The 26,360-nt window shown below is 63.1% G+C and carries 25 protein-coding genes; 6 read left to right on the top strand and 19 right to left on the bottom strand.

The window, feature by feature from the left end; all coding sequences use genetic code 11:
- Positions 1-107 precede the first annotated feature (107 nt).
- The 4 genes from KLP40_RS06075 to KLP40_RS06060 form a co-directional block, all read right to left on the bottom strand.
- Positions 108-731, bottom strand: a complete 624-nt coding sequence (locus tag KLP40_RS06075) for a hypothetical protein (protein ID WP_215592867.1) — start codon at positions 729-731, stop codon at positions 108-110.
- Positions 732-733: 2 nt separating this feature from the next.
- Positions 734-1,426, bottom strand: coding sequence for a hypothetical protein (locus KLP40_RS06070; protein ID WP_215592866.1), 693 nt, complete (start codon positions 1,424-1,426; stop codon positions 734-736).
- A gap of 61 nt (positions 1,427-1,487) precedes the next feature.
- Positions 1,488-1,844 (bottom strand): DUF262 domain-containing protein, encoded by a 357-nt coding sequence (locus KLP40_RS06065; RefSeq protein WP_215592865.1) that lies wholly within the window; start codon positions 1,842-1,844, stop codon positions 1,488-1,490.
- Between the two features lie 225 nt (positions 1,845-2,069).
- Complete coding sequence (locus KLP40_RS06060) at positions 2,070-3,011, bottom strand: hypothetical protein (RefSeq protein ID WP_215592864.1); 942 nt, start codon at positions 3,009-3,011, stop codon at positions 2,070-2,072.
- Positions 3,012-3,990: 979 nt separating this feature from the next.
- On the opposite strand from KLP40_RS06060, the gene purU reads away from it, so the two are divergent.
- Entirely contained in the window at positions 3,991-4,824 is an 834-nt protein-coding gene (purU, locus tag KLP40_RS06055) for a formyltetrahydrofolate deformylase (RefSeq protein WP_215592862.1), read from the top strand.
- Between the two features lie 113 nt (positions 4,825-4,937).
- Here purU and KLP40_RS06050 read toward each other — a convergent pair whose 3' ends face one another.
- The 6 genes from KLP40_RS06050 to msrB all read right to left on the bottom strand — a co-directional run bounded on the left by KLP40_RS06050 (position 4,938) and on the right by msrB (position 11,083).
- A complete protein-coding gene (locus KLP40_RS06050) occupies positions 4,938-5,213 on the bottom strand; it encodes a hypothetical protein (protein WP_215592861.1) in 276 nt (91 codons plus the stop codon).
- Positions 5,214-5,305: 92 nt separating this feature from the next.
- The gene (locus KLP40_RS06045) at positions 5,306-5,569 is read right to left on the bottom strand and encodes a hypothetical protein (RefSeq protein WP_215592860.1); all 264 of its coding nucleotides are present in this window, start codon (positions 5,567-5,569) and stop codon (positions 5,306-5,308) included.
- Between the two features lie 246 nt (positions 5,570-5,815).
- On the bottom strand, positions 5,816-7,009 hold the full coding sequence (locus tag KLP40_RS06040) for a sensor histidine kinase (protein ID WP_215592859.1): 1,194 nt from the start codon (positions 7,007-7,009) through the stop codon (positions 5,816-5,818).
- Entirely contained in the window at positions 7,006-7,809 is an 804-nt protein-coding gene (locus KLP40_RS06035; RefSeq protein ID WP_215592858.1) for an alpha/beta fold hydrolase, read from the bottom strand. Before KLP40_RS06035 ends, KLP40_RS06040 begins: the two co-directional genes overlap by 4 nt.
- Before the next feature lie 136 nt (positions 7,810-7,945).
- Entirely contained in the window at positions 7,946-10,489 is a 2,544-nt protein-coding gene (gene uvrA / locus KLP40_RS06030) for an excinuclease ABC subunit UvrA (protein WP_215592857.1), read from the bottom strand.
- A 156-nt stretch (positions 10,490-10,645) separates the two neighbouring features.
- Entirely contained in the window at positions 10,646-11,083 is a 438-nt protein-coding gene (msrB, locus tag KLP40_RS06025; protein ID WP_317196753.1) for a peptide-methionine (R)-S-oxide reductase MsrB, read from the bottom strand.
- Between the two features lie 96 nt (positions 11,084-11,179).
- On the opposite strand from msrB, the gene KLP40_RS06020 reads away from it, so the two are divergent.
- Entirely contained in the window at positions 11,180-11,572 is a 393-nt protein-coding gene (locus KLP40_RS06020; RefSeq protein ID WP_215592853.1) for a SpoIIAA family protein, read from the top strand.
- A 108-nt stretch (positions 11,573-11,680) separates the two neighbouring features.
- Here KLP40_RS06020 and KLP40_RS06015 read toward each other — a convergent pair whose 3' ends face one another.
- On the bottom strand, positions 11,681-13,288 hold the full coding sequence (locus KLP40_RS06015) for a protein adenylyltransferase SelO (RefSeq protein WP_215592852.1): 1,608 nt from the start codon (positions 13,286-13,288) through the stop codon (positions 11,681-11,683).
- A gap of 361 nt (positions 13,289-13,649) precedes the next feature.
- Positions 13,650-14,744, bottom strand: a complete 1,095-nt coding sequence (locus KLP40_RS06010; protein WP_215592851.1) for a flavin monoamine oxidase family protein — start codon at positions 14,742-14,744, stop codon at positions 13,650-13,652.
- Positions 14,745-15,126: 382 nt separating this feature from the next.
- Here KLP40_RS06010 and KLP40_RS06005 point away from each other — a divergent pair, with 382 nt between their 5' ends.
- Positions 15,127-15,972, top strand: coding sequence for a universal stress protein (locus KLP40_RS06005; protein WP_215592850.1), 846 nt, complete (start codon positions 15,127-15,129; stop codon positions 15,970-15,972).
- 161 nt (positions 15,973-16,133) lie between these two features.
- Here the strand turns inward: KLP40_RS06005 and KLP40_RS06000 are convergent, their stop codons facing one another.
- The 7 genes from KLP40_RS06000 to KLP40_RS05970 form a co-directional block, all read right to left on the bottom strand.
- Complete coding sequence (locus tag KLP40_RS06000; RefSeq protein ID WP_215592849.1) at positions 16,134-16,484, bottom strand: DUF3140 domain-containing protein; 351 nt, start codon at positions 16,482-16,484, stop codon at positions 16,134-16,136.
- Positions 16,485-16,664: 180 nt separating this feature from the next.
- Positions 16,665-17,672, bottom strand: a complete 1,008-nt coding sequence (gene asnA, locus KLP40_RS05995) for an aspartate--ammonia ligase (protein ID WP_215592848.1) — start codon at positions 17,670-17,672, stop codon at positions 16,665-16,667.
- A gap of 520 nt (positions 17,673-18,192) precedes the next feature.
- Positions 18,193-18,912, bottom strand: coding sequence for a PD-(D/E)XK nuclease-like domain-containing protein (locus KLP40_RS21185; RefSeq protein WP_215592847.1), 720 nt, complete (start codon positions 18,910-18,912; stop codon positions 18,193-18,195).
- A gap of 219 nt (positions 18,913-19,131) precedes the next feature.
- Positions 19,132-19,944 (bottom strand): enoyl-CoA hydratase/isomerase family protein, encoded by an 813-nt coding sequence (locus KLP40_RS05985; protein WP_215592845.1) that lies wholly within the window; start codon positions 19,942-19,944, stop codon positions 19,132-19,134.
- Positions 19,945-20,120: 176 nt separating this feature from the next.
- Positions 20,121-22,358, bottom strand: coding sequence for a ComEC/Rec2 family competence protein (locus KLP40_RS05980; protein ID WP_215592844.1), 2,238 nt, complete (start codon positions 22,356-22,358; stop codon positions 20,121-20,123).
- 132 nt (positions 22,359-22,490) lie between these two features.
- Positions 22,491-22,922 (bottom strand): GNAT family N-acetyltransferase, encoded by a 432-nt coding sequence (locus tag KLP40_RS05975; protein WP_215592843.1) that lies wholly within the window; start codon positions 22,920-22,922, stop codon positions 22,491-22,493.
- A gap of 256 nt (positions 22,923-23,178) precedes the next feature.
- Positions 23,179-24,291 carry a PhoH family protein gene (locus KLP40_RS05970; RefSeq protein WP_246558663.1) on the bottom strand — a complete coding sequence of 371 codons (1,113 nt, stop codon included), beginning with the start codon at positions 24,289-24,291 and terminating at the stop codon, positions 23,179-23,181.
- 186 nt (positions 24,292-24,477) lie between these two features.
- Between KLP40_RS05970 and KLP40_RS05965 the strand changes: the two genes are divergently transcribed.
- From KLP40_RS05965 to hscB, 3 genes are all read left to right on the top strand, one after another.
- Positions 24,478-25,248, top strand: a complete 771-nt coding sequence (locus tag KLP40_RS05965; RefSeq protein WP_215592842.1) for an SAM hydrolase/SAM-dependent halogenase family protein — start codon at positions 24,478-24,480, stop codon at positions 25,246-25,248.
- Positions 25,249-25,437: 189 nt separating this feature from the next.
- Positions 25,438-25,746 (top strand): putative quinol monooxygenase, encoded by a 309-nt coding sequence (locus tag KLP40_RS05960; RefSeq protein WP_215592841.1) that lies wholly within the window; start codon positions 25,438-25,440, stop codon positions 25,744-25,746.
- 66 nt (positions 25,747-25,812) lie between these two features.
- Positions 25,813-26,352, top strand: a complete 540-nt coding sequence (hscB, locus tag KLP40_RS05955) for a Fe-S protein assembly co-chaperone HscB (protein WP_215592840.1) — start codon at positions 25,813-25,815, stop codon at positions 26,350-26,352.
- The last annotated feature ends 8 nt before the right edge of the window (positions 26,353-26,360 follow it).

The following is a 26,360-nucleotide window of genomic DNA, read 5'->3' as shown; positions in this document are numbered from 1 at the left end:
GCCACCCCGGCCCCACTCAGCTCCTGCAGATGCTCGAGCAACTGGAAAACATTGCCGGCGGATGGAGTGGGATTTGGGAGGTGTTGAGGTGAAGTTGATTAGGAATATCAACTAACTAAATCAGTTGCTAATTGACGGATTATTGAAAAGAATTCAAGAAGAATGTATCCATGAGTTATTGACCGTTTTAACAGAAACTCACCAGGAACTGGCGCTCTCAGAGGAATAACACCCAGATATCTCAGCAAAACTTTTTTATATTGACTTAACGATTGAACAGAATTATGTGCGATATGATTTCTTATTTTTTTATAATCCTCTAATTTGGTCCTGTTTGTAGAGTAAGGTATTTTAACTGGAAACCCATCTTTCAAATACGCATCTGCTCTATCAATTACTACACTAACACTGGTCCAGTCAAGAAACGGCATAGATGATCTAATCATATCTTCTGCATGCACAAAGCTCTTTGGCATTAAATATGACTCTACTTTCTTTCCGCTAAGAGGCCTTTTACCTTGACAGTAAAGCAAGAAAATATCCCTTATAAATATTTCAAAATCCCTGTAAACATTAAAGAATATAGATTCTGTTAACTGATACAGCTGCGACTTTGTCATGTGCTTTGATGCAAAGTTCACTTGATTAGTAGCGTCAAATCTCTCCATTCTATCTATTTCGTTTATAAAATCACTGTAAACGGCCGATATTTTGCGCCTAACTTTGGACATGCTTACTTACCAATAAAATTATAAATTCTTTTTGAAATATAATTTGCTCGATATATACGTGCGGTTGCGTCAGTTGTCCCCCTCCTAGAATAATAAATAAATTTCAACATCTCTGCAGTACCTATAGAATCATCTGATAGTACCGAGTTGCCATCATCTTGGCTACTCAAGTCATCAAACTTATCCGACAGCTCGTTAAAATCAGAGCTAATAGTATCTAAACACACACGTAACTTTCCTATTATTTTTTCCGAAATATCTATTCGATAGCTTTGATTCAAGTTTTTCACCCCATATAGCATATGCGATATTGCCGCAAACAATGAATAGAATAAATGAATTCTATTCCAGTTTGTATGAATTATTTTGTCCGAAGGATATAACTCGCCGATGAAACTCATAACATTGTCAAATTTTACACCAGCCATCGGCAATCCATCTTCGTTATCTTCATATTTGATGTAAAAATTTTCTATATTCTTATTACTCTGTATTTCATCTAATAGCAGCATAAATAAATCAGAAGACAACTCTGCCTCTGCCATCCTAGTAACTTTTAGCTTACTTAATATATGAGAATCTATGAAATATTTAACATATTTATAACCATAGTCATATGCATACTTCTTGTAGAATCCTAAATACTTAGCATTAAATAACTCTTGATCTACTAATCTTACCGTGTAAGAATTCAACCTAGCAAAAATATCCAATATCTCCTCATATGGCGTATCAAATAGCAGGTCAACACCTAATTCATATTTTTTTTATCTCACGCTGTATATCATCAGGAAGATCATCATAATACATACTAGCATATTCAGCATTATGAGCTTTGTTTATTTTAAAATAACCTAAATAAAAATCAATAATAGCCCTTAATCTTTGTTGTCCATCAACAACAACCCTAACATTTCTTGAGCCATCTAATCTCTGAGTAATAATAATCTTGGGTATTGGCTTACCCCGAATAACAGTATCTATTAAATAAGATTTAGCCTTTTCAGACCATACATCTCGCCTCTGAAAATCAGGTGATAACTCCAGTAATCCACTATCATTCCATTCTATGAAATCTGAAATACTATAAACTCTGGAATCAAAATTTTTCATTGATTATTCTTTTTTTACCCAAAGTAAGCATTAATACTCTTAATCGGCAACTATTGTGGGTGATAGGAGGCTTTAACACGCATCTTCGCAGTCACTTGACACAGCCGAGCGACTGCTTCCAACACAACAAAAGGCCCCGCCGCAACCGCGCCGGGGCCTTTCTCATGCCCAATAATCGTCAGGCTCCCTCTCTCCCCCTGGAGAGGGGGCCGGGGGGGTGAGGCCCTACCGCACCACCCAGCGCCCTTCCCCGTCCAGCTGCTCCTGCAGCACCAGCAGGTAAGGCGCATCCGCCGACCCCAGCTTGCTGTAATCCGGCAGATGCACCTCCGCCCGGTTCTTCACCGCCAGCCCCTGCCCCGCTTCGGGCAGCGCCGTGGGCGAGGCAGCCGTGTAGTAGCGCAGCGTCAGGCCCCGGCCGCTGCGGTTGCCCAGCATGGGTGCCACCACGCCGGCCTCCCGCCGGTCGTACACCAGCACCGGCTGGCCCGGCCGCGTGGCACCCCGGTATTCGGGCAGCCGCCGCGCCGCCGTTTTCACAATGCGCCGCACCGCCTCGTATTGCAGCACCAGCTCCGGCCGGGCCAGCTGCTGGGCCTTCACGAAGGGGTCCAGCCCGGTTTCCAGCAGCGTCATGGCGTCGGCCAGCAGCTCGGGCAGCGTTTCGGTGGCCGCCCGGGTGCCCGTTTCAATCTGCCGGGCCGCCCCCTGGGTAGCCAGCAGCTCGGCCAGGTCCTGCTGCAGGGTCTGGCGCACCTGCGGGTCGTAGCCCGCATCGGCCAGCTCCTGCTCGCCCAGGGTGCCCACCGCCTCGTCTATCTTCTGCAGGTAGCGCAGCAGGTCGGCCTCCTTGCCCGGCAGCACCCGGCTCAGGGGCAGCTTCAGCTCCCCGCGCAGGGCCGCGTCGGTGGTCAGGGCCACCACCAGCAGCCGCAGCATCTCGGCCTTCTGGCCCGCTTCCGCCTTCATCTCGTTCCGGTCCCGGGTCACGCCCGTGGTGGTGTGGTCCTGGGCCGCCGCCGCCGCCCCGATGCGCTCCACCAGCGCCGCCAACTCGTCGCGGCCCTGGGCAATTTTCTTAATCCCCACCAGTGGCGCGCCCGCCTCCCCCAGGAAGCGCAGCACGGCCTCAAACATCGTCACCTGATTTTGCTGTTTGGTAGTCATAACGTACGTGTAAAGAAGTAAGGGTGAACTAATTCCGCCCCGTCACGAGCGACCCCAAAAGCTACTATTTTCCCTCGAACCTACCAGCGCCCCCGCCCCTTCGCTCCCACTTTTTTCCTTTCCCGGCGTCCGTCCCGCCCGCGCTGTCCCCACCCGCTCAGGCCCCGCCGCCGCCCGCGTCCCGGCGTTGCCGAACTGCCGGCCCCGCAAACCAGGCCCGCCCCGCCCCGCTGCCCCTCCCGGCGTTGCCACTGCCCGCCGCCAGCTCCTGCCCCCATCGCCAACGGCATCTCAGGCAAGTGCCGCCGCCGCTCCGCTTTGCCGCCGCGCCGCCTGCCGCCTCCCGCCAGCCGGTTGCCTCCGCACCGGCAGGTATCATCTTTCCCCCGCCAGCTACCTCCTGCACTCTGCCAGACGTCTCCTGCACGTTGATAGATGTCATCTGCACCCTGCCAGATAGCTCCTGCACGTTGACAGATGTCATCTGCACCCTGCCAGATGTCTCCTGCACACCGCCAGATAGCTCCTGCACACTACCAGATGTCATCTGTAAGCTGCCAGATAGCTCCTGCTTGTTGCCAGATGTCTCCTGCACACCGCCACATGTCTCCTGCACACCGCCAGATAGCTCCTGCACACTACCAGATGTCATCTGCACGCTACCAGATGTCATCTGTACGCTGCCAGATAGTTCCTGCACGTTGCCAGATGACTCCTGCACGTTGACAGATAGCGCCTGCAGCTATCTGTCGTGAAAACGACGCATTCCGGTCCCGCAGCAACTACGCGGAGCCACCCCGGCTTAGTGCAGCGCCCTACCGTCCCCCTGCTGTCCAACGGACAGCTTACCGCATAGCCCGCGCAGCAACCCGACGCACTTCCGCCCGCTACCTGTTGCCCGCTAACTCTGGTGCGCGGGACCGAAACGGAATCCGGTTGGTAATGCCTAATCTTGCGGCCCCGCATCTGCTGCCTGCCCATGATTCACTACCTGCTCATTGACTGCCCCGACGAGCCTGGCCTCGTGTTCCGCACCTCCGAAGTGCTGTTCCGGCACGGCCTCAACATCCTGCGCAACGGCGAGTTCGTGGACCGCCACGACCACCACTTCTTCATGCGCACCGAGTTCGACGGCCCCTGCGACCCGGCCGCCCTGGTCCGCGACCTGCAAGCGGCCCTGCCGGCGGCGGCCACCATCCGCCTGCGCGACGACCGGCCCCGGCGGGTGGTGCTGCTGGCCACCCGCGAGCACCACTGCCTCTCCGAGCTGCTGGTGCGCCACTTCTTCGGCCAGCTCCAGGCCGAGGTACTGGCCGTTATCAGCAACCACGACAACCTGCGCGCCATTACCGAGAAGCTGGGCGTGCCCTACCACCACATCAGCGCCGAAGGCCTGAGCCGGGAAGCCCACGAGGCGGCCGTCCTGGCCCAGATTCAGCACTACGAGCCCGAGCTGGTGGTGCTGGCCCGCTACATGCGCATTCTCTCGCCCGACTTCGTGCGTCACTTTGCCGGCCGCCTGCTCAACATTCACCACAGCTTTCTGCCCGCCTTCATCGGGGCCAGCCCCTACGCCCAGGCCTACGAGCGGGGCGTCAAAAGCATCGGGGCCACCGCCCACTTCGTCACCGACCAGCTCGACCAGGGCCCCATCATCGCCCAGAGCGTCATCCCCACCGACCACACCCAGAGCGCCCGCGACATGGCCCAGGCCGGCCGCGACGTGGAAAAGCTCACCCTGGCCCGCGCCCTCACCCTGGTCTGCCGCGAGCAGGTGTGCGTGCACCGCAACAAAACCATCGTCTTCGAATAGGGCGCAGCTTCGCCCCGCCCCGCCCGCCCCTGTGGCCGCTTAGCGGGCCGGGGAGGCGGGCGCGGGGTGAGAGTCCACCAGTACGGCGGCCCGCGGCGCGGGCCGCCACCGGGCTAAACCGTCCGCACGGAGTAGTGCTCGTCGATGGCCTTGTCCATGGCCTTCTTGAAGCAGATGAGCAGCTTGGTGCGCTCGGCCTCGGGCAGTTGCTGGAGGGTCTGCTCAAACGTGCCGCGGTAGACGTGGGTCATGAAATCGGCCCCGTACATGGTAAAAAAGCCGTCGTGGATTTTGTCGAAGGCCACTTTTTCAGCCGACGAGATGGAGAGAGAAAGCGCCAGCCATTCCTTGGCGTTGTTGGCTAAACTGAGTTGCAGGTCCTGGTCCACGGAAGAGGGGTATTGGGTAAAGAAGCAATAGGGCTGAGTAGCAAAGCCGAACGTAGTGGCCGGGCCGCCGGCCGGACCGGCGGACCAGAGCTTTAGCGGCCGACCTCGGCGGGCCAGTTCACTTGCCGCAGCAGCACCCGCAGCTCGGCCTCGGAGGCCACCCGGCCCTGAAAGCAGTACAGCAGCTGGCCGTTCACGGCTTCGAGCAGGGTCATTTCGTCGTCGTCGTAGAGCACCACCGTCTCCTGGCCCACCTCACTGGGCCGACTGTAGCGGGCCTGGCCTGCGGGCGAGGCAAAACGCGTGAACCCGAAGCTAAGCAGCAGCTCAGCCGACGGCCGGAAGGCGGAATCCATAGAACAGAAGGAGTCCGGCACGAACCGCGCGGAAGCGCCGGCCGGAAATGAAACCGGTCAATAGGACCCGGCAGCCGGTAAGGTCCGCATTTCCCGGCCAACTTCGGACTGCTGCCCGCCCGCCCCCCGGGCCGGCGGGGCCAAAAGGCCCCGCCCGCTGCCTGAGCCCCCCCAGCGCCCCCCGGCAACCCCCAAAAGAGTTTTGCCAACGTCCTGGCCGGACCGGTTGCCACCCGCCCCGGCGGCCTAGCGCGGCAGCCTGATGCGGAAGGTGGTGCCCTCGCCCACCACGCTGGACACATCCAGCTGCCCCCCGGCCTGGTGCACCAGCCGGTTGACCAGATACAGGCCCAGGCCCGAACCCGGCACCTCGGGGTGGAAGCGGCGGAAGAGCTGAAACAGCTCCCGGCCGTGGCGCTCCAGGTCGATGCCCCGGCCGTTGTCCTGCACGGTGAGCACCGGCGCACCGTCCTCGGCCCGGTCGGCCCGTACCCGCACTTCGGGCGGCCGGCCGATCTGGGCGTACTTAAGCGCGTTGCTGAGCAGATTGTAGAGCATGCTGTGCAGGCCCGAGCGCCCGATGCGCACCGACGGCACGGCGGCCACATCGACCAGGAACGTGCCGGCCATCTCCTGCAGCTGGGGCCGCAGGGCGTTGATGACCTCTTCCAGCAGCGGGGCCAGCAACACTTCCTCGGCCTCCGGGGCCAGCTGGCGCTGCAGCTGCACCACTTCGGTGAGGCCCGTGATGGTGGTCATAATCTGCCCCAGGGCCTCTTCAAACATGCCCACCATGCCCTCGGCCTCGGGGTCGTGGAAGGTGGCCGTGCGCTTGAGCTCGGCAAAGATGCCGGCCATGTTGTTGATGGGCTGGCGCAGGTCGTGGGAAGCGGTGTACACGAAGCTGTCGAGGTCGGCATTGATGCGGGTCAGCTCCTCATTCTGGCGGGTGAGCTGGTCGTTGGCCCGGGCCAGGTCCTCGCCCTGCTGCTCGGCCTGGGCCCGGGCCCGCAGCAGCTCCTGCTCGTACTTGCGGCGCTCCGTGATATCGAACAAAGTAATGCGCACGACCAGGGGCTCGCCGTCGGTGTCGCGTACCAGCGTGGCGTTGAGCAGCACCGGCAGCGACGCCCCGTTGGCCCGGCACAGCTGGTAGCTGATTTCACGGGCCTGCCCGCGCAGCAGCAGCAACGACACAAAGTACGTTTCGTAGTGCAGGCGCCCGCCCACGGTCAGCAGCTCCTGAAAGCAGCGGCGGGCTACCAGCTCCGTGCGCTCGTAGCCCAGCCAGGTGAGCAGGGTGCGGTTCACCTTTACCAGCGTCCCGTCGGGCAGGCAGGAGCAGTAGCCGCAGGGCGCGTCGTCGTAGAGGTCCTCCAGGTTTTCCTGGGTCAGCCGCAGATCCAGCGGGGGACGTAGTGGCTCAGGTTGCGGGCTCATGAAGGGAGGTGAACTAGGTACTGCCGGATGGCATCAATAGTGGCCCGGGGTGCACTCAGGTGCGGACAATGACCAAACGTATCGAGCAGCACCAACTGGCTGGCGGCCAGGTGCCGGTGCAGATACGTGCCTACCTGTACGGGAACCAGCGCATCGTGGGCAACTTGTACAATGAGCGAGGGCGTGCGCACCCGGGCCAGGTCGGCACGGTGGTCGGCCAGAAACGTTACGCGGGCGAAGTGGCGGGCAATGCGCGGATCCGTGGCGCAGAAGCTGCGGAACAGCTCCCCGGCCAGCTCCGGCCGCTCATCGTGGGCCATAATCACGGGCGCCATGTTGCCCGACCAGCCCAGGTAGTTGCTGTCGAGGGCGCCAAGCAGCTCCTCAATATCGCGCGCCCCGAAGCCGCCCACGTAGTGGCCCTGGTTGAGGTAGCAGGGCGAGGGCCCCAGCAGCACCAGACAGCGGAACTGCTCGGGCGCCGCCGCCGCGGCCAGTAACCCAATCGTGGCACTGACCGAATGGCCCACGAAAATCACCGGCCCGGCCGCCAGCGCGGCCACTACCGCCAGCAAGTCCTCGGCGTGGGCGTGCAGGGTGGCGTAGCGGGCGGGGTCGTAGGCACTCAGATCGGAGCCGCCGGCGCCTACCAAATCCAGCAGTACCACCCGGTAGTCGGCTTCGAAGGCCGGGGCCACCAGCCGCCACATGCGCTGGTCGCAGCCAAAGCCGTGGGAAAAGACAATCAGCTGCTCACCGGAGCCCGAAACTGTAACGTTCTGCCGTTTAAGCGCCTCCATAGTCCTGATGTCAACCTGGTTATTCCGTCCGTATACGCTCCCTCCGTCCGCTTGCGGCGGTTATAGTGTCTGCTAAATATAGCCTTTCCGGCGTACACAACTGGTACCTCGCCCGCGGCCGGCTTGTGCCCGGCCATCAGGACCGGGACAGAAACCGCCGCAGGTAGGGGGCCGTTTTGCTGCTTTTCGTCTGCGCAACCCGGACCGGCGGCCCTTCGGCTACCACCCGGCCGCCTTCGTCGCCGGCGCCGGGGCCCATATCGAGCACCCAGTCGGAAGCGGCCACCACGCGCATGTCGTGCTCGACCACCACCACCGTATTGCCGGCCGCCACCAGGCTTTGGAGCTGGGTGAGCAGCTTTTCCACGTCGGCGGGGTGCAGGCCGGTGGTGGGCTCATCGAGCACGTAGAGGGTGGTGCCGCGCTGGGTGCGCTGGAGCTCGGTGGCCAGCTTGATGCGCTGGGCCTCGCCCCCGCTCAGCTCGGTGGCGGGCTGGCCCAGGCGCAGGTAGCCCAGGCCCACTTCGCGCAGCACCGTGAGGGCCCGGTGCACGGGCGGCTCCTGGGCGAAGAACTCCCAGGCCGCGTCCACGGTCAGGCCCAGCACCTCGGCTATGTTCTTACCCTGGTACTGAATTTCGAGGGTTTTGGCATTGTAGCGCGCCCCGTGGCAGACCGGGCAGGGCGCGTACACGCTGGGCAGGAACAGCAGCTCCACCATCACAAACCCCTCGCCCTGGCAGTTCTCGCAGCGCCCTTTGGCCACGTTGAAGCTGAAGCGGCCGGCATCGTAGCGGCGCTTGCGGGCCTCGGGCGTGGCCGCGAACAGCTTACGCACGTGGTCGAAGAGGCCGGTGTAGGTAGCCATGTTGGAGCGGGGCGTGCGCCCGATGGGCTTCTGGTCTACCCGCACCAGCCGGCGGATGTTTTCCAGCCCGGCCGCAATGCGGCCCTCCGTGGCGGGCGCTTCCACGCGCTCCAGCGGGTCGGTTTCCTCGGTTTCGGCTTCCACCCGCTGGCCTAGCTGCTCGGCCACCAGCTCCACCAGCACCTGACTCACCAAACTCGATTTGCCGGACCCCGACACGCCCGTAACGGTCGTGAGCACGCCCAGCGGGAACTGCACCGTCAGGTCCGTCAGGTTGTTGCGGGTCACGTCTTCGAGCCGCAACCAGCCGGCGGGCTCCCGGGGTGCGGGCACCGGAGTAGTTTCGGCGGCTTCGGGGAACAGGAAGCGGCGGGTCTGGGAGGCGGCTACTTCGCGCAGGCCGGCGGGCGGACCGCTGTACAAGATCTGGCCGCCCTGCTCGCCGGCCCGGGGGCCCACATCCACCAGCCAGTCGGCCTGGCGCACCACATCGAGGTTGTGCTCGACCACGAATAAGGAGTTGCCCGCGCTTTTGAGGCTGGCCAGGGCCGCGAGCAGGGCTTCGGTATCGGAGGGGTGCAGGCCGGCGGAGGGCTCATCGAGCACGTACACCACCCCGAACAGGTTGGAGTAGAGCTGGGTAGCCAGGCGCAGGCGTTGCAGCTCCCCGGGCGAGAGCGTGGGCGTGCTGCGCTCCAGGGAAAGGTAGCCCAGGCCCAGATCGAGCAGCACCGCGAGGCGGGCGCGCAAATCCTGGGCGATGCGGCGGGCGGCTTCTACCTGCTCGGGGTGGGCGGCCTCGTGGCGGGCGTGGCCGGTTTCGGTGCCCGTTTCGTAGGGCCGCAGCAGCTCCACCACGCGCTTGAGGGGCAGGGCCGAAAAATCGGCAATGTCGAGGCCCGCAAAGGTCACGCTCAGGGATTCCCGGCGCAGGCGCTTGCCGTGGCAGGTGGGGCAGGCCGCGCCCAGCATGTACTGTTGCACCCGCTTCTTCATGAGGGCGCTCTGGGTGGTGGCGAAGGTATGCAGCACGTACTTTTTCACGCCCATAAACGTGCCCATGTAGTTGGGCGGCTCCTGGCGCCGGAGGGCCCGTTGGGTTTGCTCGGGCGAGTAGCCGGGGTACACCGGCACCACGGGCTGCTCGTCGGTGAACAGAATCCAGTCCCGGTCCTTTTGCGGGAGGTCCTGCCAGGGCGTGTCCACGTCGTAGCCCAGGGTCACGAGGATGTCGCGCTGGTTCTGGCCGCCCCAGGCCAGGGGCCAGGCGGCAATGGCCCGCTCCCGGATGGTGAGCGTGGGGTCGGGTACCATGGTCTGCTCCGTCACTTCGTACACCCGGCCCAGACCGTGGCAGGTGGGACAGGCACCCTCGGGGGTGTTGGCCGAAAAGGCTTCGGCGTAGATAATACCCTGGCCCGCCGGGTAGTCGCCGGCCCGGGAGTAGAGCATGCGCACGAGGTTGGCGAGCGTGGTCACGGAGCCTACCGAGGAGCGCGTGGTGGGCGTGCCGCGCTGCTGCTGCAGGGCCACGGCCGGCGGCAGGCCCTCAATGGCCTCCACCTCCGGCACCGCCATCTGGTGAAACAGCCGCCGCGCGTACGGCGACACCGACTCCAGGTAGCGGCGCTGGGCCTCGGCGTAGAGCGTGCCAAAGGCCAGGCTGCTCTTGCCCGAGCCCGAAACGCCGGTAAACACCACCAGCGCATCGCGCGGAATATCCACGTCGATGTTGCGCAGGTTGTGTTCCCGGGCCCCGCGCACGCGCACGAAACCGGTGAAATGGGTAGTCGGTTGAACAGAATCAGGCATGGAGAGCAGGTTAGGAGAGTGCCCGGGTATACGGCGGCCGCCGGCAAGCATCCGAAAAAATATACCAGCACTCCGGCGCTTGCCGGACGACAAACCGATTACCGCCCCCGCTTTTCACCGCTCCCTGCTGCAACCAACCGGCCCCGAAACAGTGGCCTAAAGCGTCCCCTCCGGCGCCTGCCGCAGACTGGCCGAGTTGATGCAGAACCGCAGCCCCGCCGGGGCCGGGCCGTCGGCCGAGACGTGGCCCAGGTGCCCTTCGCAGACATTGCAGCGCACTTCCACGCGCTGCATGTGGTGCGAGTCGTCGAAATGAAAGCGGAGGGCCCCACGGGTGGCGGGCTGGGTGAAGCTGGGCCAGCCGGAAATGGCGTGGTACTTGGCGGCGGAATCGAAGAGCACCTGCCCGCAGCCGGCGCAGGCGTAGCGACCGGGCTCGTAGGAGCGGCAGTAGGCGTTGCGGTAGGGCGGCTCGGTGCGGGCCTGGCGCAGCACCTGGAACTGCGCGGGCAGAAGCCGGGCGGCCCATTCGGCTTCCGACAACAGCAGGCGGCGGGCGGGGTCCGGATTGCCGTATTTAGCGTAGGTAAGCACGTCGGACCACCGCAGGGGCGGCGCGGAAAGCGCAAGTAGGCTTTCTAGCGGTTGTTGCGCATCTTGGGGCCGAGCCTTTATCATCAGTCACTGAGCATGGAACAGTTGTACGATACGCCGGGCCTTACCATCTCCTACGACTCGGCACGCGAGTGGCTTTACGTGGAGTGGCGGGGACAGCACTCGGCCGAATCGGCCCGGACTGGCGGCGAGCTGGTGCTGGAGCTGCTGCAAGCCCGCCCCTGCCGCAAAATGCTCAACGACAATAGCCAGGTCAGCAGTGAGTGGGAACGGGCGGCCCGCTGGGTGGGCGGCGAATACTACCTGCAACTGGCCCGGCTCGGCATCTGTTCCGTGGCCTGGGTCTGCCCCGCCAACTGGTCGGCCCGCAAGAGCATGGAAACGGCCATGCAGTTCGTCACCCGCCCCACCGTCATACTCTTCGACGACCTGGCTTCGGCCTACGCCTGGCTTCTCAGGCAGCATTAGTGGTTAGTGGTCGGTTGTCAGTTGTCAGTTGTCAGTTGCCAGTAGCCGTTTTTGGCAACTCCGAACAGACTGACAACTGACAACTAGCAACTGACAACTAACCACTCATCAGGAGCTACACGAGAGCGTGGCGCTGCCGGGCTTGGTGGCGGCCCAGGCGGGGCGGCGGGCGGCCAGGGCGTCGTGCTCCGGCTGCTCCGCGAAGGGTTTTTTCAGGACTTCGTGCAACGTGTGCAGCAGGCTCAGGTCCCCGGCTTCAGCTGCTTCGATGGCCTGCTGGGCGAGGTAGTTACGCAGCACGTACTTGGGGTTGCAGGCCAGCATTCCGGCCCGGATAGCCTCCGGCGCGGCCGGTTCCGCGCGCAGCCGGTCGGCGTACTGGCTTAGCCAGGTCAGCAGCGGGGCCTCGCCCGCACTGCCCGGGGCAGCGTAGGAAACGGCGGCCAGCAGTTCCCGGCCCCAGCCGGTTACCTCGGCCTCGGGAGCCAGCAGGGCGGGCACGACTTCGGAGAGGCGGCGGAAGAAGAGGGTCATGTCGGCCTCGGCGGCTTCGAGGGCGGCGGGCAGGGCGGCCAGCAGGGCGTGGTCGGCTTCGGGGTGCTGACTGGTGAGACCGAGCTTGGCCAGCAACCGGGCGTGGTAGGTGGCCTGGTACGTACTGATGTAGGTATCGAGGGCCGGGCGCAGGTCCTGGTTGGGGTCGGCCACGAGCGGGGCCAGGGCCTGGGCCAGCTGGGTCAGGTTCCAGAGGCCCACCCGGGGCTGCTGCCCGAAGGCGTAGCGCCGCCCCCCAAAGTCGGTGGTGTTGGGCGTCCAGGCGGGGTCGTAGGGCTCCAGCCAACCGTAGGGGCCGTAGTCGATGGTCAGGCCCAGAATGCTCATGTTGTCGGTGTTGAGCACCCCGTGCACGAAGCCCACCGTTTGCCAGTGGGCCACCAGCACGGCCGTGCGCCGGCAGATTTCGGTGAACCAGCGCGCGTACCCGGCCGGCGAGGGCGCCCCCAGCTCGGGGTAGTGGTGGCGGATTACGTAGTCGGCCAGGGCCCGCAGGTTGTCGATTTCGCCGTGGGCCAGCAGAATCTGAAAGCTCCCGAAGCGCACGAACGAGGGCGCCACCCGGGCCACCACGGCCCCCGGCTCGGGGCGGGCGTGGCCGTCGTAAAACATGTCGCGCACCACCGCGTCGCCGGTGCTCACCAGGCTCAGGGCCCGGGTGGTGGGCACGCCCAGGTGGTGCATGGCCTCGGAGCACAGAAACTCCCGCACCGAGGAGCGCAGCACCGCCCGGCCGTCGGCCCGGCGCGAGTAGGGCGTGGGGCCGGCTCCTTTCAGCTGCACCTCCCAGCGCCGCCCCGCCGTGCCCGCCAGCTCACCCAGGGAAATGGCCCGGCCGTCGCCGAGTTGCCCGGCCCAGTTGCCGAACTGGTGGCCGCCGTAGCGGGCGGCGTAGGGCCGCATGGAATCGGCCACGCGGTTGCCGGCCAGCAGCTCGGTGGCCGCGCCCTGCTCCGGGGGCGGCGTCAGGCCCAGCTCCGCTCCCATCTCTGCCGACCAGGCCAGCAGACGCGGATTGGCTACGGGCGTGGGCGCCACCCGCGAGTAGTGGTAGCCCGGCACCTGGCGCGGCTCATTTTCCCAGGAAGGGTCGCCGGCCAGCTCCGCCACGAAGGAATTGGTGAACAATGCGTCTTCGAGGGCGTGGGGAGTGGGAGTCATGGTTGCCGGTTGTCAGTTGTCAGTTGTCAAAAGAACGTCATCCTGACGAAGGAAGGACCTTATTACGTTTGCCTGGGGCGTTGTTGGTTTACGCGGTTTCGTGAATACGGTGTAGAGACGCGACCCTTCGCGTCTCGTCGTCCGCGCCGTCAGCACATCATCATTCAACGACGAAACGCGAAGGGTCGCGTCTCTACACCATTCAATTACTACGCTGCTCTTACGCCGTTGCCTGTAGCGCAACCTTTGTAGTTCGCGTCTCCGCGCCGTGAAAGCCAGTTGAATGGCGCGGAGACGCGAACTACAAAGGTCGCGCTACATCGTGCGGGTTATGCAAAATAAAACCGTTGCGTAGCGTAAATTATCCGGCTGTTGCTGCCAGCACCTGGGCTGCGGCCCGTTCGCCGGCTTCGATGGCCCCGTCGAGGCGGCCGCATTCGCCGGTGGCGGTTTCAGCCCCGGCCCAGAGCAGGGTGTTCTGCCAGAGCGGCTGCCGCAGGATGACCGGGCCCTGGAGCGGTACCGATGACGGCGGGGCCGCGTCGGCGGGCGTGCTGGTGAACGGTTCCCGGGTCCAGTCGAGTTCCTCGTAGGCCCGGTAACCGGCCGCCGCAGGGCCGAAAATGCGCGCCAGCTGCGCTATTACCGCCGCTTGGCGGGCAGCCGGGGCGGCACTGCGCAACGGATGGGGCGCGGCGAAGAAGCCGAACAGCACCCCCGGCCGGCCTTCGGGCGGGGTGGCGTCGTGGATTTCCGTGAGCGGCCCTACCTGGCTGACCGCGAAGCCCGAGCCGCCCCGGGCCCACCAGAACGGCTCCTCATACACCACCACACTTTTCATGGCGTGGCTCATCCAGGTGGGCATTTCGTGCTGGGCGGCACGCACTTCGGCGGGCAGTGCGGGCTCGAATTGCAGGCTGTGGGCGGCCAGCCGGGGCGGCAGGGCCACCACCACGGCGGCGGCCTGGTAGGTCACGGAATGGCCGTTTTCTTCTGCTTCTACCACTATTCCCCCCCCCTCCTGGCGCAGCCGGGTAACGCGCGTACTGAGCTGCACGGTGCCGGCCGGCAGTTGGGCCGCCACTGCCCGGGCCAGGGCGGCAGCCCCGCCCGGAAACCGCAGATAGCCTGCCGAGCCCGCCGCTTGGGCCAGGTGATGTACGGAGCCGCCCGCCTCGTAGGCAATGGCCCCGGCGCTGTACTGCTCGAAGGGGGTCAGGTTCAGCTCCCGGGCCAGCCGCACCAGCCGCGGGTGATGGTGCCAGCCCCAGGTAGCGCCCAGGTCCACGAGCGGCTGACCGGGGCCGGCGGGCACGGCGTGGGTGCGCCCGCCGGCCCGCTCACGCGCTTCCAACACCCGCACCGGCCGGCCGGCGGCCACCAGCTGCCGCGCCGCCATCAGCCCCGAAAGGCCCGCCCCGATGATGAGCACCGGGGGAATCATTTCATTCGTCATAGGGCCTGCTAACAACGCCGGGGCGATAAAGTCCCGGATCAATTCTCCGACTGCCCGTTTCCCGCCCCACCCTCACCCCGGCTCCGCGACTTGCCCCTCCGCCATACGCCGGCACGGCAGGCACGGTGCCGGCCGCTTCGCCGCCATGGTTTTTGCCCGAATGCCCTGGGGGGCTACGTTGGCCGTACCCGGTTTGGCGAAGCGGCCACAGCGGACGTCCTGTGCCCACAGACCAAGGCCACAGCAAGCTATAGAACTAACTATCAGTTTTATATATCATACTAAATATGTATCTTATTCAGCTTCCCACTGCTTCTGGCGGCCCTTCATTTTCACCCCGCCCTGAACCTGGTAGCGCCTTCCGCTATTCCCCCTGCCCGCCATGAAAAACATTCTCGTTCCCACTGATTTCTCGCCCGAGGCGCTCTACGCCCTGGAGGCGGCCGTGCAGCTGGCCCACCGCAGCCAGGGCCACGTTATGCTCCTGCACGTCGTTGATTTGCCGCCGGTAGCCCACATGGCCACCTCCGGCAGCCGGGTCAGCGACGACAGTCTCAACAACGTATTCGTGCTCAAAATGCTCCAGGCAACCAAACGGCGCCTCCACGCCCTGATGGCCGAAGCCCGCCAGCAGGCCCCTGAGGTGCCCGTCACGGACCTGGTGCTGACGGCCGGATTCGAGGACTCCGTGCTCCAGGCCATCCACGACCACCACATCGACCTGGTGGTGATGGGCGCCCACAAGCACACGTCCTGGACGCGGTTCTTCCTCAACTCCAACACCGAGCGGGTGATGCGCGTGGCGCCCTGCCCGGTGCTCAACGTGAAGCACCCGGCCATCGATTTCGACGTGCGCCACCTCGTCTTCGCCTCCGATTTCTCGCCCGAAGCCGACCTGGCAGTGCCCGGCCTGCACCAGCTCCAGGCCTTGTTCCCGGAAGCCACCCTGCACCTGCTCGACGTGGTTCCTTCCGCCGACCGCCACACCCAGGCCCTGGCCACCATCCACGAATTCGCCGCTCGCCACCACCTTACCCATTACCAGCCGGAAGTGTTCGACGCGCCCCAGGCCCGCACCGGCATCCCGCGCTTCGCCGCCCAGGCCCACGCCGACCTGGTGGTGATGCTCACCCACGGCCGTTCGGCGCTGCGTCACCTGTTTCAGGGCAGCATTTCCGAAGATGTTGCCCTGCACGCCCAGCCGCCCGTGCTTACCCTGCACGCCTGAGCCGTTGAAGTCAAACGGGTAACGCAGGCACGGGTGAGGCCGGCTCCGCTGGCTTCTTGCCGCTTACCCCCACCTTACGCTCAGCAAACGGCTACCGGGCGGATAAATCCTTCGGAAGGATTTATCCGCCCGGTAGCCGTTTAGGGGGCCAGACCAGTTGGCTACTTTTTTAGCGGGTCGTGTCCCCAGTTCATGAGCGAATAGCGCCAGGCGGAAGTCTCCACGTCCTTCTTATGCTCGGGGCCGCCCTGGGCCACGTGGCGGCTAACGTAGCTATGCACCTTGTGCATGTGGGCGCGGTCGTCGTCGGTGAGGTCGGCTTTTTTCTTGCCCAGAATCTGCACGATCTTCTCGCCCGAATGATGGCCGATACTGCTGCCGTCACCGCTGTCCTGGCCCACCGACTTCGATTCGTCGGTTTGCAGCCATTTTTTCAGCTCGGTAGCCGTCATGTTGACGTCGTCTTGAAATTTAGTGTAGATGTCATCGGCATCTTTGTCGTTGGTAGCCATGGGCAAGAAGGTTTAGTGAGATGGAATTGCGGACCGGAACCGGCCTTGGCCCCAACGAAAAGCCAGTCCCAGCGGTTACCGGAGCCGCCCGTTGCCAGCCCCGCGCACGAAAAGGCGGGGAAGCTACGGCCGCCAAACCTGCTTCCCCGCCCGCTGCCCACAGCAGCTGTTCCACTGGCCTTACAGCAGGCCCACGCCGGCTTCGGCCAGCTCCTTGCGCACCTGCTCGGGCCAGATGCTCACCTGCACCTGGCCGATGTGGGCCTTGCGCAGCATGAACATGCACACCCGGCTCTGCCCGATGCCGCCCCCAATGCTCTGGGGCAGCTCGCCCCGTAGCAAACGGGCGTGGAACGACAGCTCCTGCCGGTCCTGGCAGCCGCGCAGGGCCAGCTGGCGCACCAGGGCCTGCCGATCCACCCGAATACCCATCGACGACACCTCGAAGGCGGTTTGCAGCACCGGGTGCCAGAGCAGGATGTCGCCGTTGAGGCCCCGGTAGCCGGCGGCGGTTTCGGTGCTCCAGTCGTCGTAGTCGGGGGCGCGGCCGTCGTGGGGCTCGCCGTGGCTGAGCTCCCCGCCGATGCCCATCAGAAACACCGCCCCGTACTGTTTTGCGGCCTCGTGCTCGCGCTGCTTGGGCGTCAGGTCGGGGTACTGGCGGAGCAGGTCTTCGGCGTGCAGGAAGGTGATGCGGCCGGGCAGCACGGGCGTAATACCCGGGTACTCGGCGGCCACGCGGGCTTCCGTGGCCTTCAGGCCCTCGTAGATGTCCTCCACAGTGGCCCGCAGAAAGGCCGGGGTGCGCTGGGCGGCCTCGATGTGCTTTTCCCAGTCCCACTGGTCCACGTAAATGGAGTGGATAGGCGAGTAATCTTCGTCGGGGCGCAACGCGCGCATATCGGTGAGCAGACCGCGGCCGGCTTCAATGCCCAGCTCGTGCAGGCGCACCCGTTTCCACTTGGCCAGCGAATGCACTACCACGGCGCGGCGCTCGGCCAGGGCCTTGACGGGAAAGCCCACCGGCCGCTCCACCCCGTTCAGGTCGTCGTTGATGCCGGTGCCGTCGAGCACGGCAATGGGTGCGGACACCTTACTCAGGTGCAGGCGGCTGGTGAGTTCCCGCACAAACGTCTCTTTCACGAAGCTGATGGCTTGCTCCGTCTGCAATAATTCTGATGCAGTCATGGCAGTTTACTTTATTATTTATGGAATTTTTTTCAAAAAAAAGCGCACGAATTTCCGACTCCCGAGGGGAGTTTATTTTTATGATTCCGGAAATTAAATGCCGCGTGAAAAGCCGACAATCAGCTAATTAATTTACTGACTCCGGGCACGCGCAGGCACAAAAAAAGCCTTCCGGTCAGGGAAGGCTTACAGAGTAAATCAGTTACCGATTATTTCTGTTTCTCCAAAGGAGCAATAGCCTTCCAGTCCCGAATAAGTGGATTATTCGAGTTATTATTCTGGCGGTTATTGCAAAAATGGCGCATGAGTGAAGTCAGTATTCCGTTAGGATGTGTGCAAGTATACCTGCTTATTGGCGCACGGCCAAATAAGTGAACTATTATTTTCTCGACCGGGCATTTACATTTTATATAAATCTGCCTTATTCAGGTAATTCAGGCTGAATTTCACCGGATATAAAATTTCGCAGCGTGCCACCGCCAATCCTTGTTCAACGCGCGTACCAGGCGGCGGCAATAGCTCAGTCCTCGTCGGAGCCGGTGAGGGCGGCGCGCACCTCGCGCACGGCCTGCACTACCGAAAGCGGCACGGGGGTTTCCGGATTGAGCAGACGCAGCAGACGCAGGTACTTGGCCCGGCCCTCGGAGCGCATGAGCGGGGGCACGGCGTACACAAACACCTTGAACGGCTCCACCTTCTGCACACCCACCAGCAGAAAGCGCTCCGCCTGCAGGGCGTCGGCATAGAAGGCGGCCTGCCGGTCGTAGTCGTAGTTGGTGCACTGCTCCACGAAGTGGTTATGGTCACGGGCCATGGTGGTTTTAAAATCCACCACGGTGTAGGGGTGGCCGGGGTGGTCGATGACCAGGTCGGCGCGGAGCTTACAGAGCGTGTTGGTTACGGGCTCGGTAAAAATGCAGCTGGGCTCGGGCGTGCCCACTTCCAGCAAGGCCTTCATTTCAGGGTGCAGCTGTACGCCCTCCACCATCCACCAGATCAGCGTGTCGTTGATACCGGGCTGGCCGGGTTCGTACAGATCGGGCTCGAGCAGGGCGGTGTGAAAGGCCGTACCCAGGCCCAGGGCCCCGCCCACGCTGGTGTGCGGGCGCGGCGGGCGGCCATTCAGGGCGTCGCGCAGGCGCGAGAGGTCGGAGTTGGCAATGGCCGGCAGGGCGCGGTAGTCATCGTAGGGGATGCGCAGCAGGTCGGGGCGGGCGGGTGTAGTGGTTGCGTCAGTCACGGAAAGGAAACAACGGAGGCCGCAAAATGGCTCCGGAAAAGAAGGCGAAAGCGAATCTAGGGGGAGTATACACATTTTCCGGGAGTTTGCCGGGCCTCCCCCAGACGCCGGAAACCGCAGCCCGGCAACCATTCCCGAAACCGAATTCCGGAAACTGTTGCCTGGCTGCGGTTTCTGACGATCCGGCGGGGCCAACCGGCGCACCGGCACGCGTTGGGCTTAATTATCCCAGGTGAGCTTTTCCTTGTTAAGGAAGGCGGCAATGCCGCGGCGGCAGTCATCAGAGCCCCGGGCGTCGGCGTTCATGCGGGCGGCGTAGCGGAGGCTGTCCTCGAGGGGCATTTCCGGAATGCGGGCCAGCATTTCCTTGGTCACTTCCATGCTCTGGCCCGAGTTCTCGACGCACAGCCGGCGGGCGAACTTGTACACGTTGTCGGCCAGCTCCTCACGGGGCACTACAAAGTTGACGAGGCCGTACTCCATGGCCCGCTGGGCCGAAATCACGTCGCCGGTGAGCAGGAGCTGCTTGGTGCGGGTTTCCCCGATTTTGCGCAGCAGGAAAATGCTCACGATGGCCGGCAGAAACCCGATTTTCACTTCGGTGTACCCGAATTTGGCTTCCGGCACGGTGAAGGCAAAGTCGCAGATAGTCGCCAGCCCACAGCCCCCGGCCAGGGCGTGGCCGTGCACCTGCCCGATGACCACCTTGTTGAGGGTGTAAATCTGGTGAAACAGCTGCATGAGGTGAGTGGAATCGGCCAGATTATCGTTGTAGCCGAAGTTCTGGAGTTCCTGCAGATAAGCCAGGTCGGCGCCGGCGCAGAATACGTCGCCTTCGGCCCGCAGCACAATCACCTTGCAGGTCTCGTCGTCTTCGGCATGACCAAAGGCCAGCTTGAGCTCGGTTACCACGTTAGCGTTGAGGGCATTGCGCTTTTCGGGGCGGTTAAGGGTAATGTATCCAATGGAATCCTGCACATCGTAGCGGATGTAGCGCAGGTCTTCCAGTTCCTGAGTGGGCATGTCTTCCATAGTCAGGGGGTAAGGGCGGTGAGAAATAGCAGCGGGGAGCACCGGACAAGGAAAACGGGCTCGGCTGACAAGAAAAAGAGGCGCGAAAGCCAAACGTAGCAAAATTGATGCTACTATAATACGAACTGCCGCCGGAAAGCGGCGGCGGATTCGGTCAACTTCCCGGCCTACCCCTTCTACGGCCCTGCCCGAACGATGAACGCCCCACGCTGGGTCACGTCGTGGGTGCGGAAGCCAGCCGCCTGAAACACAGCGTCCTGCCGGGCCACGTACCAGCTTTTGCAGGAAGAATCAAACACGATGGGCGCAGCTTTGCCGAACACGGCAGTTACTTCTTCTGGTTTTACGCGGGCGTTGCGGCGCAGCACCACGGCCGCCAGCCCCGGCACGGGGTGGGTGGCCCCGCTGAGCCGGCCATGGAGCACGGCCAGCCGCCGGCCCCGCCAGCTCAGCAGCAGAAGGCCCGGCTCGGCTACCCGCGCCGGCACGGGGCAGCCCCGCCAGCCAGGCCAGTGCCGCACCCGCCGGGCGTTGCGCCGGATGCTGCCCGGCACGATGCGGTAAGTACGCTCCGTTTCGGAAAGCGCCAGCGAGTCCAGGGTCACGATGTCGGCGCTGGCCCCCTGCCAGAACCCCAGCACCGAGCGGCGCGGAATGCTGTAGACCACCAGCTGCTCGTCGGGGGCGAGGCGGCGGGCGGCCCAGACCCGGCTGCCGGCAAATACGCCCAGCAGCGAGCAGGCCAGCAGCAGCCAGGAAAGCTTTTTCAAGGCGAAAAACGCCAGCAGGGCCAGAATCACGGCGAAAATCAGCCAGGCCTGGGGAGCCGTGATGTGGATGCCCGACACCAACGCCCCCGGCAGCGCGCGCCCGATCAGGAAGATGTACTCATTAAAGCACCAGATCATAAACTCGAACACCCGGGCTACGCCCTGCACCAGAAAGTCGAACCCATGTGCGGCGGGAGCCGAAACCAGGCCAATCAGCACCACCAAGCCCTTCAGCAGCAGCACCACGATGCCCACGTACACGGCGAGGCTGGAAATGGGCACGGCCACGAGGTTAGAGAGCAGGAAGCTGAGCGGAAACTGGTGGAAGTAGAACAGGCCCAGCGGAAACGTGGCCACCTGGGCCGCCACCGACAGGGCCGTGGCCTGCCAGGTCCAGTCGAGGGCTACGCCCAGCCATTTCCAGGCTTTCTGAACCAGCGGGGGCTGCCAGGGGCGCTGCCGGTCAAGGCAGAACTCCCGGGGTTCCCACCAGCGGGCAATGCGGGGCTGCAAATACACGATGCTGAGCACGGCCAGGAAGGAGAGCTGAAAGCCCACGTCGCAGAGCAGGTAGGGGTCGTAGCAGAGCAGCACGAAGGCGGCCACGGCCAGCAGGTTGTACATGGACGTCTGCCGGTCGGTGGCCCGGGCCACAATCAGGAAGGAGAACATCACGGCCGCCCGCAGCACCGAGGCCGAAAGGCCCGTCAGGAAGGCGTAGCTCCAGATAACGGCCAGTCCCAGCAGGGCCGTGAGCAGGCGCAGCAGCGGCCCGCGCCGGCCCGGCAGCAGCCCCAGCAGCCAGCTCACGGCCCCGAACAGCAGCCCCACCTGCAACCCCGATACGGCCATGATGTGGGTGGTGCCGGTGCTGGCGTAGGCCTGCTTGGTCTGCTGGTCCACGTCGTCCTTGATGCCCAGCACCAAAGCCGAGGCCAGGGCGTACTCGCGGCGGGCGCGCACGTACTGCCGGAACACGCCCTCGACTGCCCGCGCCGCCCGCATGGCCACGGCCCGCAGCACACTGGGCGGGGCCACGGCCACGCGCTGGTACTGGTCGGGGTGGATGAAGTGCTGGTGGTAAATCTGGTGGTACTGCAGGTAGCGGCGGTAGTCGAACTCGCCGGGGTTGAGCGGGGCCTTGCTCGGGGCCGGCGCCCCCCGCACCAGCCAGACGTCGCCGTAGCGGGGTGCGGGCAGCGTATCGGTGCGCGGAATCGATACCCGGATGCCACCCACGGCCGGCTGCCACTGCCCGCCCACCCGCACCGCCGACACGCGCACGGTGGTAGCATAGGTAGCGGGGCGCAGCACCGTGTAGTCGTCTACCACGGCCCGGTAAAACTCTATTTCCTTGCCGAAGCGGTACAGGTGGTTATCCGCCCGACTTTCGGTGGCCTGCTGGGTAAGCGTGAGGCCGGCCGCATACAAAGCCGCCACGGCCAGCAGACCTGCCGTATCGGTAAGGCCCGGGGTGGGCCGGCGGGCCGCCCACCGCTGCGCGCCCAGGAAGGCAGCCGTCAGGGCCGCCAGCAGCGGCCAGGTAACGGGCAGCTCGGACCCGAAGTACAGATAGGTCAGGATGCCGGCCATCAGCGGCAGCACCAGCCGGACAAAGGCATTTGGCGCCCATTTCACCTCCATAACGAACCCGGAAAATAATGACACTACTTCCTCATCAGCTGGCAGTTAAGGTGATAAAAATCCTGCAAACGAACAAGCGCCCCGATTTTGCAAGTCGGGACGCCTGATTCCGGCAAAAAACGCGGCTCTTACTTATTGCGGGGCGGTCATTTGGTAGTGTTCGATGCCGGCTTCGGTAAACTGCTCGCCGGCCTTCACAAAGCCGTGGCGCTCGTAGAAGCGCACGGCCGGCAGCTGAGCGTTCAGGTACACCAGCGCCCCGGGGTGGGCGGCGCGCACGTCCCGAAGCACGGCCGCCAGCAGGGCCGCCCCCACTTGCTGGTTACGGTAATCGGCCAGCACGGCGAAGCGCTCCAGCTTCACGCCCTGCTCGGTGGGGCGCCAGCGGGCAGTGCCACAGGGCTGGCCGTCGGCCGTGCGGGCCAGGTAGTGGGTGGCGTCGGTGCGGTCGTGGGCATCGTTTTCCAGGTCGGCGGGCACGTTCTGGCCCAGCACGAACACCGTGCGGCGAATGGCCAGCGCGGCCGTCAGGTCCTCTTCGGAGGTAATGCGGTGGACTTGCATGAACTGTGAATGAGTGACTCGGGGAATGAGTAGGTTGAAGGTAGCACGAACTCGGTAGTTCGCACTACATCCCCCAAAGCATGACTTAGTAGTAGTGAGCGGGCCAACGCGTAAACCCGGTTTTGCTCGGCGGCGGGGGAATGGCGGGTACGCGAAAGTAACCATCGGGCCATTAGCCGGGCGTAAAAACGGCCGCCCCCAGCGGAAGCGGCCGTTTTTTATGTTACCAGCAATGACGAGATCCGGGGCCGATAGGCTACTGCTCGTGGTTTACAGGCAGCTTGGTGCCGTCGTCCTCGGGGCGGGCGTCGGGGTGCTTGCCGGGGTCGGGGGCTTCGGAGCCGGGGCCGTTGGGGCGGCGGAAGGGCTGGGCCGGGCGCACGGGGCGGTTGTGCTGGTCGGCCAGCTCCTGCTGCTGATCCACGTCGAACCGGTCGTAGGCCTGCACAATCTGCTTCACCAGGCGGTGGCGCACTACGTCCTCGGATGTCATTTCCACGAAACCGATGCCTTTCACGTCGCGCAGAATGTCGAGGGCCTGGTTCAAGCCCGATTTCTGCCTGGTGGGTAGGTCAATCTGGCTTCGGTCGCCGTTCACCATCACCTTGGCCTGGGGGCCCATGCGGGTCAGGAACATCTTGAGCTGGGAGGGCGTGGTGTTCTGGGCCTCATCGAGCAGCACGAAGGCGTTGTTGAGCGTGCGGCCGCGCATGTAGGCCAGGGGCGCAATCTCGATGGTCTTGTTTTCGAGGTAGAACTTGAACTTCTCGGGCGGCAGCATGTCTTCCAGCGCGTCGTAAATCGGGCGCAGGTAGGGGTCCACCTTGTCCTTCATGTCGCCGGGCAGAAAGCCCAGGCTTTCGCCGGCTTCCACCACGGGGCGGGAAATGATGATTTTCTTGACCTCCTTGTTTTTGAGCGCCCGCACGGCCAGGGCCACCGAGATATAGGTTTTGCCGGTACCGGCCGGCCCGAGGGCAAACACCAAATCGTGCTGCATCACGGCATCCACGAGGCGCTGCTGGTTGGCCGTGCGGGCCTTGATGACGCCGCCCTTGGCCCCGAACAGAATCACGTCGGGCGAGGCCGCCATGCGCGCTTCTTCCAGCTCCTCATCGGCCGAGGACAGGTACTGGCTCACCGTTTTATCGGTGATGGCCCCGTACTGGTGGTAGTGCTCAATCAGGGCCGAGAGAATTTCGTTGATGCGGGCAATCACGGCCGGCTGGCCCTGAATCTTGATTTCGTTGCCGCGGGAAATAACTTTACTACCCGGAAAGGCAGCCGCGAGTTGACGGATGTTCTGATTGTCGGCCCCCAGGAATTCGACCAGGGACACATTTTCCAGCGTGATGATTTTTTCGACCAAACTGAGGGAATTTAAGAGCAGAAAGAGAAGAGGAAAGGCCGGCCCGGCGCTGGGCAGTGGGCCGCTGCCCTGTTTAACAGCAAAACGCGCATTATCGTTGCCGCGGCCGGTTCGCGCCAAAAGGCCTACTTTTGCCGCCCCCGCAGGGGGTGAGGCAATAGTACGAATAACTGCGAATTTCCGGTCATGGGCTTGATTACGTTTTTGTCTGATTTCGGCTACCGCGACCATTACGTGGCCGCCGTGAAGGCGCGAATCCTGCATTTGGCTCCCGAGGTGCCCGTGCTCGACGTCACCCACGGCATCGAGCCCTTTAATATTGCTCATGCCGTGCACGTGCTGGGCGCCGTTTTTGCCGACTTCCCGGCCGGGACGGTCCACCTGGTCGGCGTCAATGACCTGGGTGCCCCCCACGCCGCCTGGCACGCGGCCCGGTTCCAGGACCACTACTTCGTGACGGCCGACAACGGCCTGTTACCCCTGCTCTGCGACGGCAACCCCGAGCAGATTGTCACGCTCGGGGCCGGGCGGCCCACCACCGCCTCCCCCACCCGCGACCTGCTGGCCCCCGCCGCCGTGCACCTGGCCCGGGGCGGTGCCCTTCCCGAGCTGGGCCCGCTCACCACCGAAACCTACCAGCTGCTCAACCGCCAGCTGCGCCTGCAGGACAACCGCATTACCGGCCACGTGGTGCACGTGGACCATTACGGCAACCTGATCACCGATATCTCGCGCACGGCCATGGAAGTTATCGGTCGCGACCGGCCTTTTACCGTCCACTTCGCCCGCGAAACCGTCCGCGAGGTCGTCGCCCACTTCCAGGCCGCTGACCCCGGCGAGGCGGTGTGCATCTTCAACAGCCAGGACCGGCTGTGCATCGGCATCAACCAGGGCAACGCCTCGGAGCTGCTGGGCCTGCACTTCGATTCTCAGGTGGATGTTAGATTTTCATCTTAATGCACTGATAACCATTTCTTAGCAACTATTTAACTATGCTTTCAGTGAATTAATTATGTTAACTGCATGGCTGACACCCTGTCAGCTCCTCTACTTCATAGCTTGTCTTATTGCCTTTTCAAACGGCTCCGCATTGCCTTCCCGCTTTGGGGTAGCGGCGATGCCAGCCGCCTTTCACTTACCCGTCCCATGATTATCCGCATTGTGCGCCTGACGTTTGCCCCGGAACACGTGCCGGCCTTCCTGCAGATTTTTCAGGATTCGGAGAGCCAGATTCGGCAGATGCCGGGCTGCCGCTTCCTGGAGCTCTGGCAGGACGCCGACCAGCCCCACGTGTACTGCACCCACAGCCATTGGGAATCAGCCGAGGACCTGAACACTTACCGCCGCTCCGAGCTGTTTGGGCAGGTCTGGCCCGCCACGAAGGCTTTGTTCGCGGCCCCGCCCCTGGCCTTTTCGGTGCAGCCCGCCGAGCTGCCGGCAGCGCCCGGCGCGTAACCTAATCCCCCGGACTCTGGTTAGTCCTGGTACTTTCCCTGCGGCTTGGCCGCACGTTCCCCGCCTATGCCCATTCCTGACTACTTCGAATTTTACGGCCTGCCTGAATCCTTCCGCCCCGACGAAGCGGCCCTTAAGCGACAGTACTACGCCCTGAGCCGCGAGTACCACCCCGATTTCCATGCCACAGCCAGCCCCGAGAAGCAGCGCGAAATCCTGGAACTGGCCACCCGCAACACCGACGCCTACCGCACCCTCAGCCACCCCGACCAGCGCATGGCCTATATTCTGGGCCGTCATCAGTTGCTGGAAGAAGGAAAACAGGCCTTGCCCCCCGATTTTTTGATGGAGGTAATGGAGCTCAATGAACAGTTGATGGAGCTCGAATTTGAACCCGATCCAGCCCTGGTTTCGCGCCTTGAAATGGAGGTTAACGAACTGAACGATACGCTGGAAGCCGGCATCGAGCCGGTCCTGACTGGCTATGAGCAGTTGCCTGCCGAGGCCCGCTCCGCCGCCCTGGCCCAGGTGCAGACCTACTACCTGAAAAAGCGCTACCTCTTGCGCATTCGGGAATCTCTGGCTAAGTTTGCCACCCGTTCCTGAGCTACCAG

Origin of the sequence: Hymenobacter piscis, from assembly GCF_018760735.1 — a bacterium.
GTDB classification, from domain to species: Bacteria; Bacteroidota; Bacteroidia; order Cytophagales; family Hymenobacteraceae; genus Hymenobacter; species Hymenobacter piscis.
Note: the sequence above shows the minus strand (reverse complement) of the source record. Positions and strands in the feature narration are given on the sequence as shown.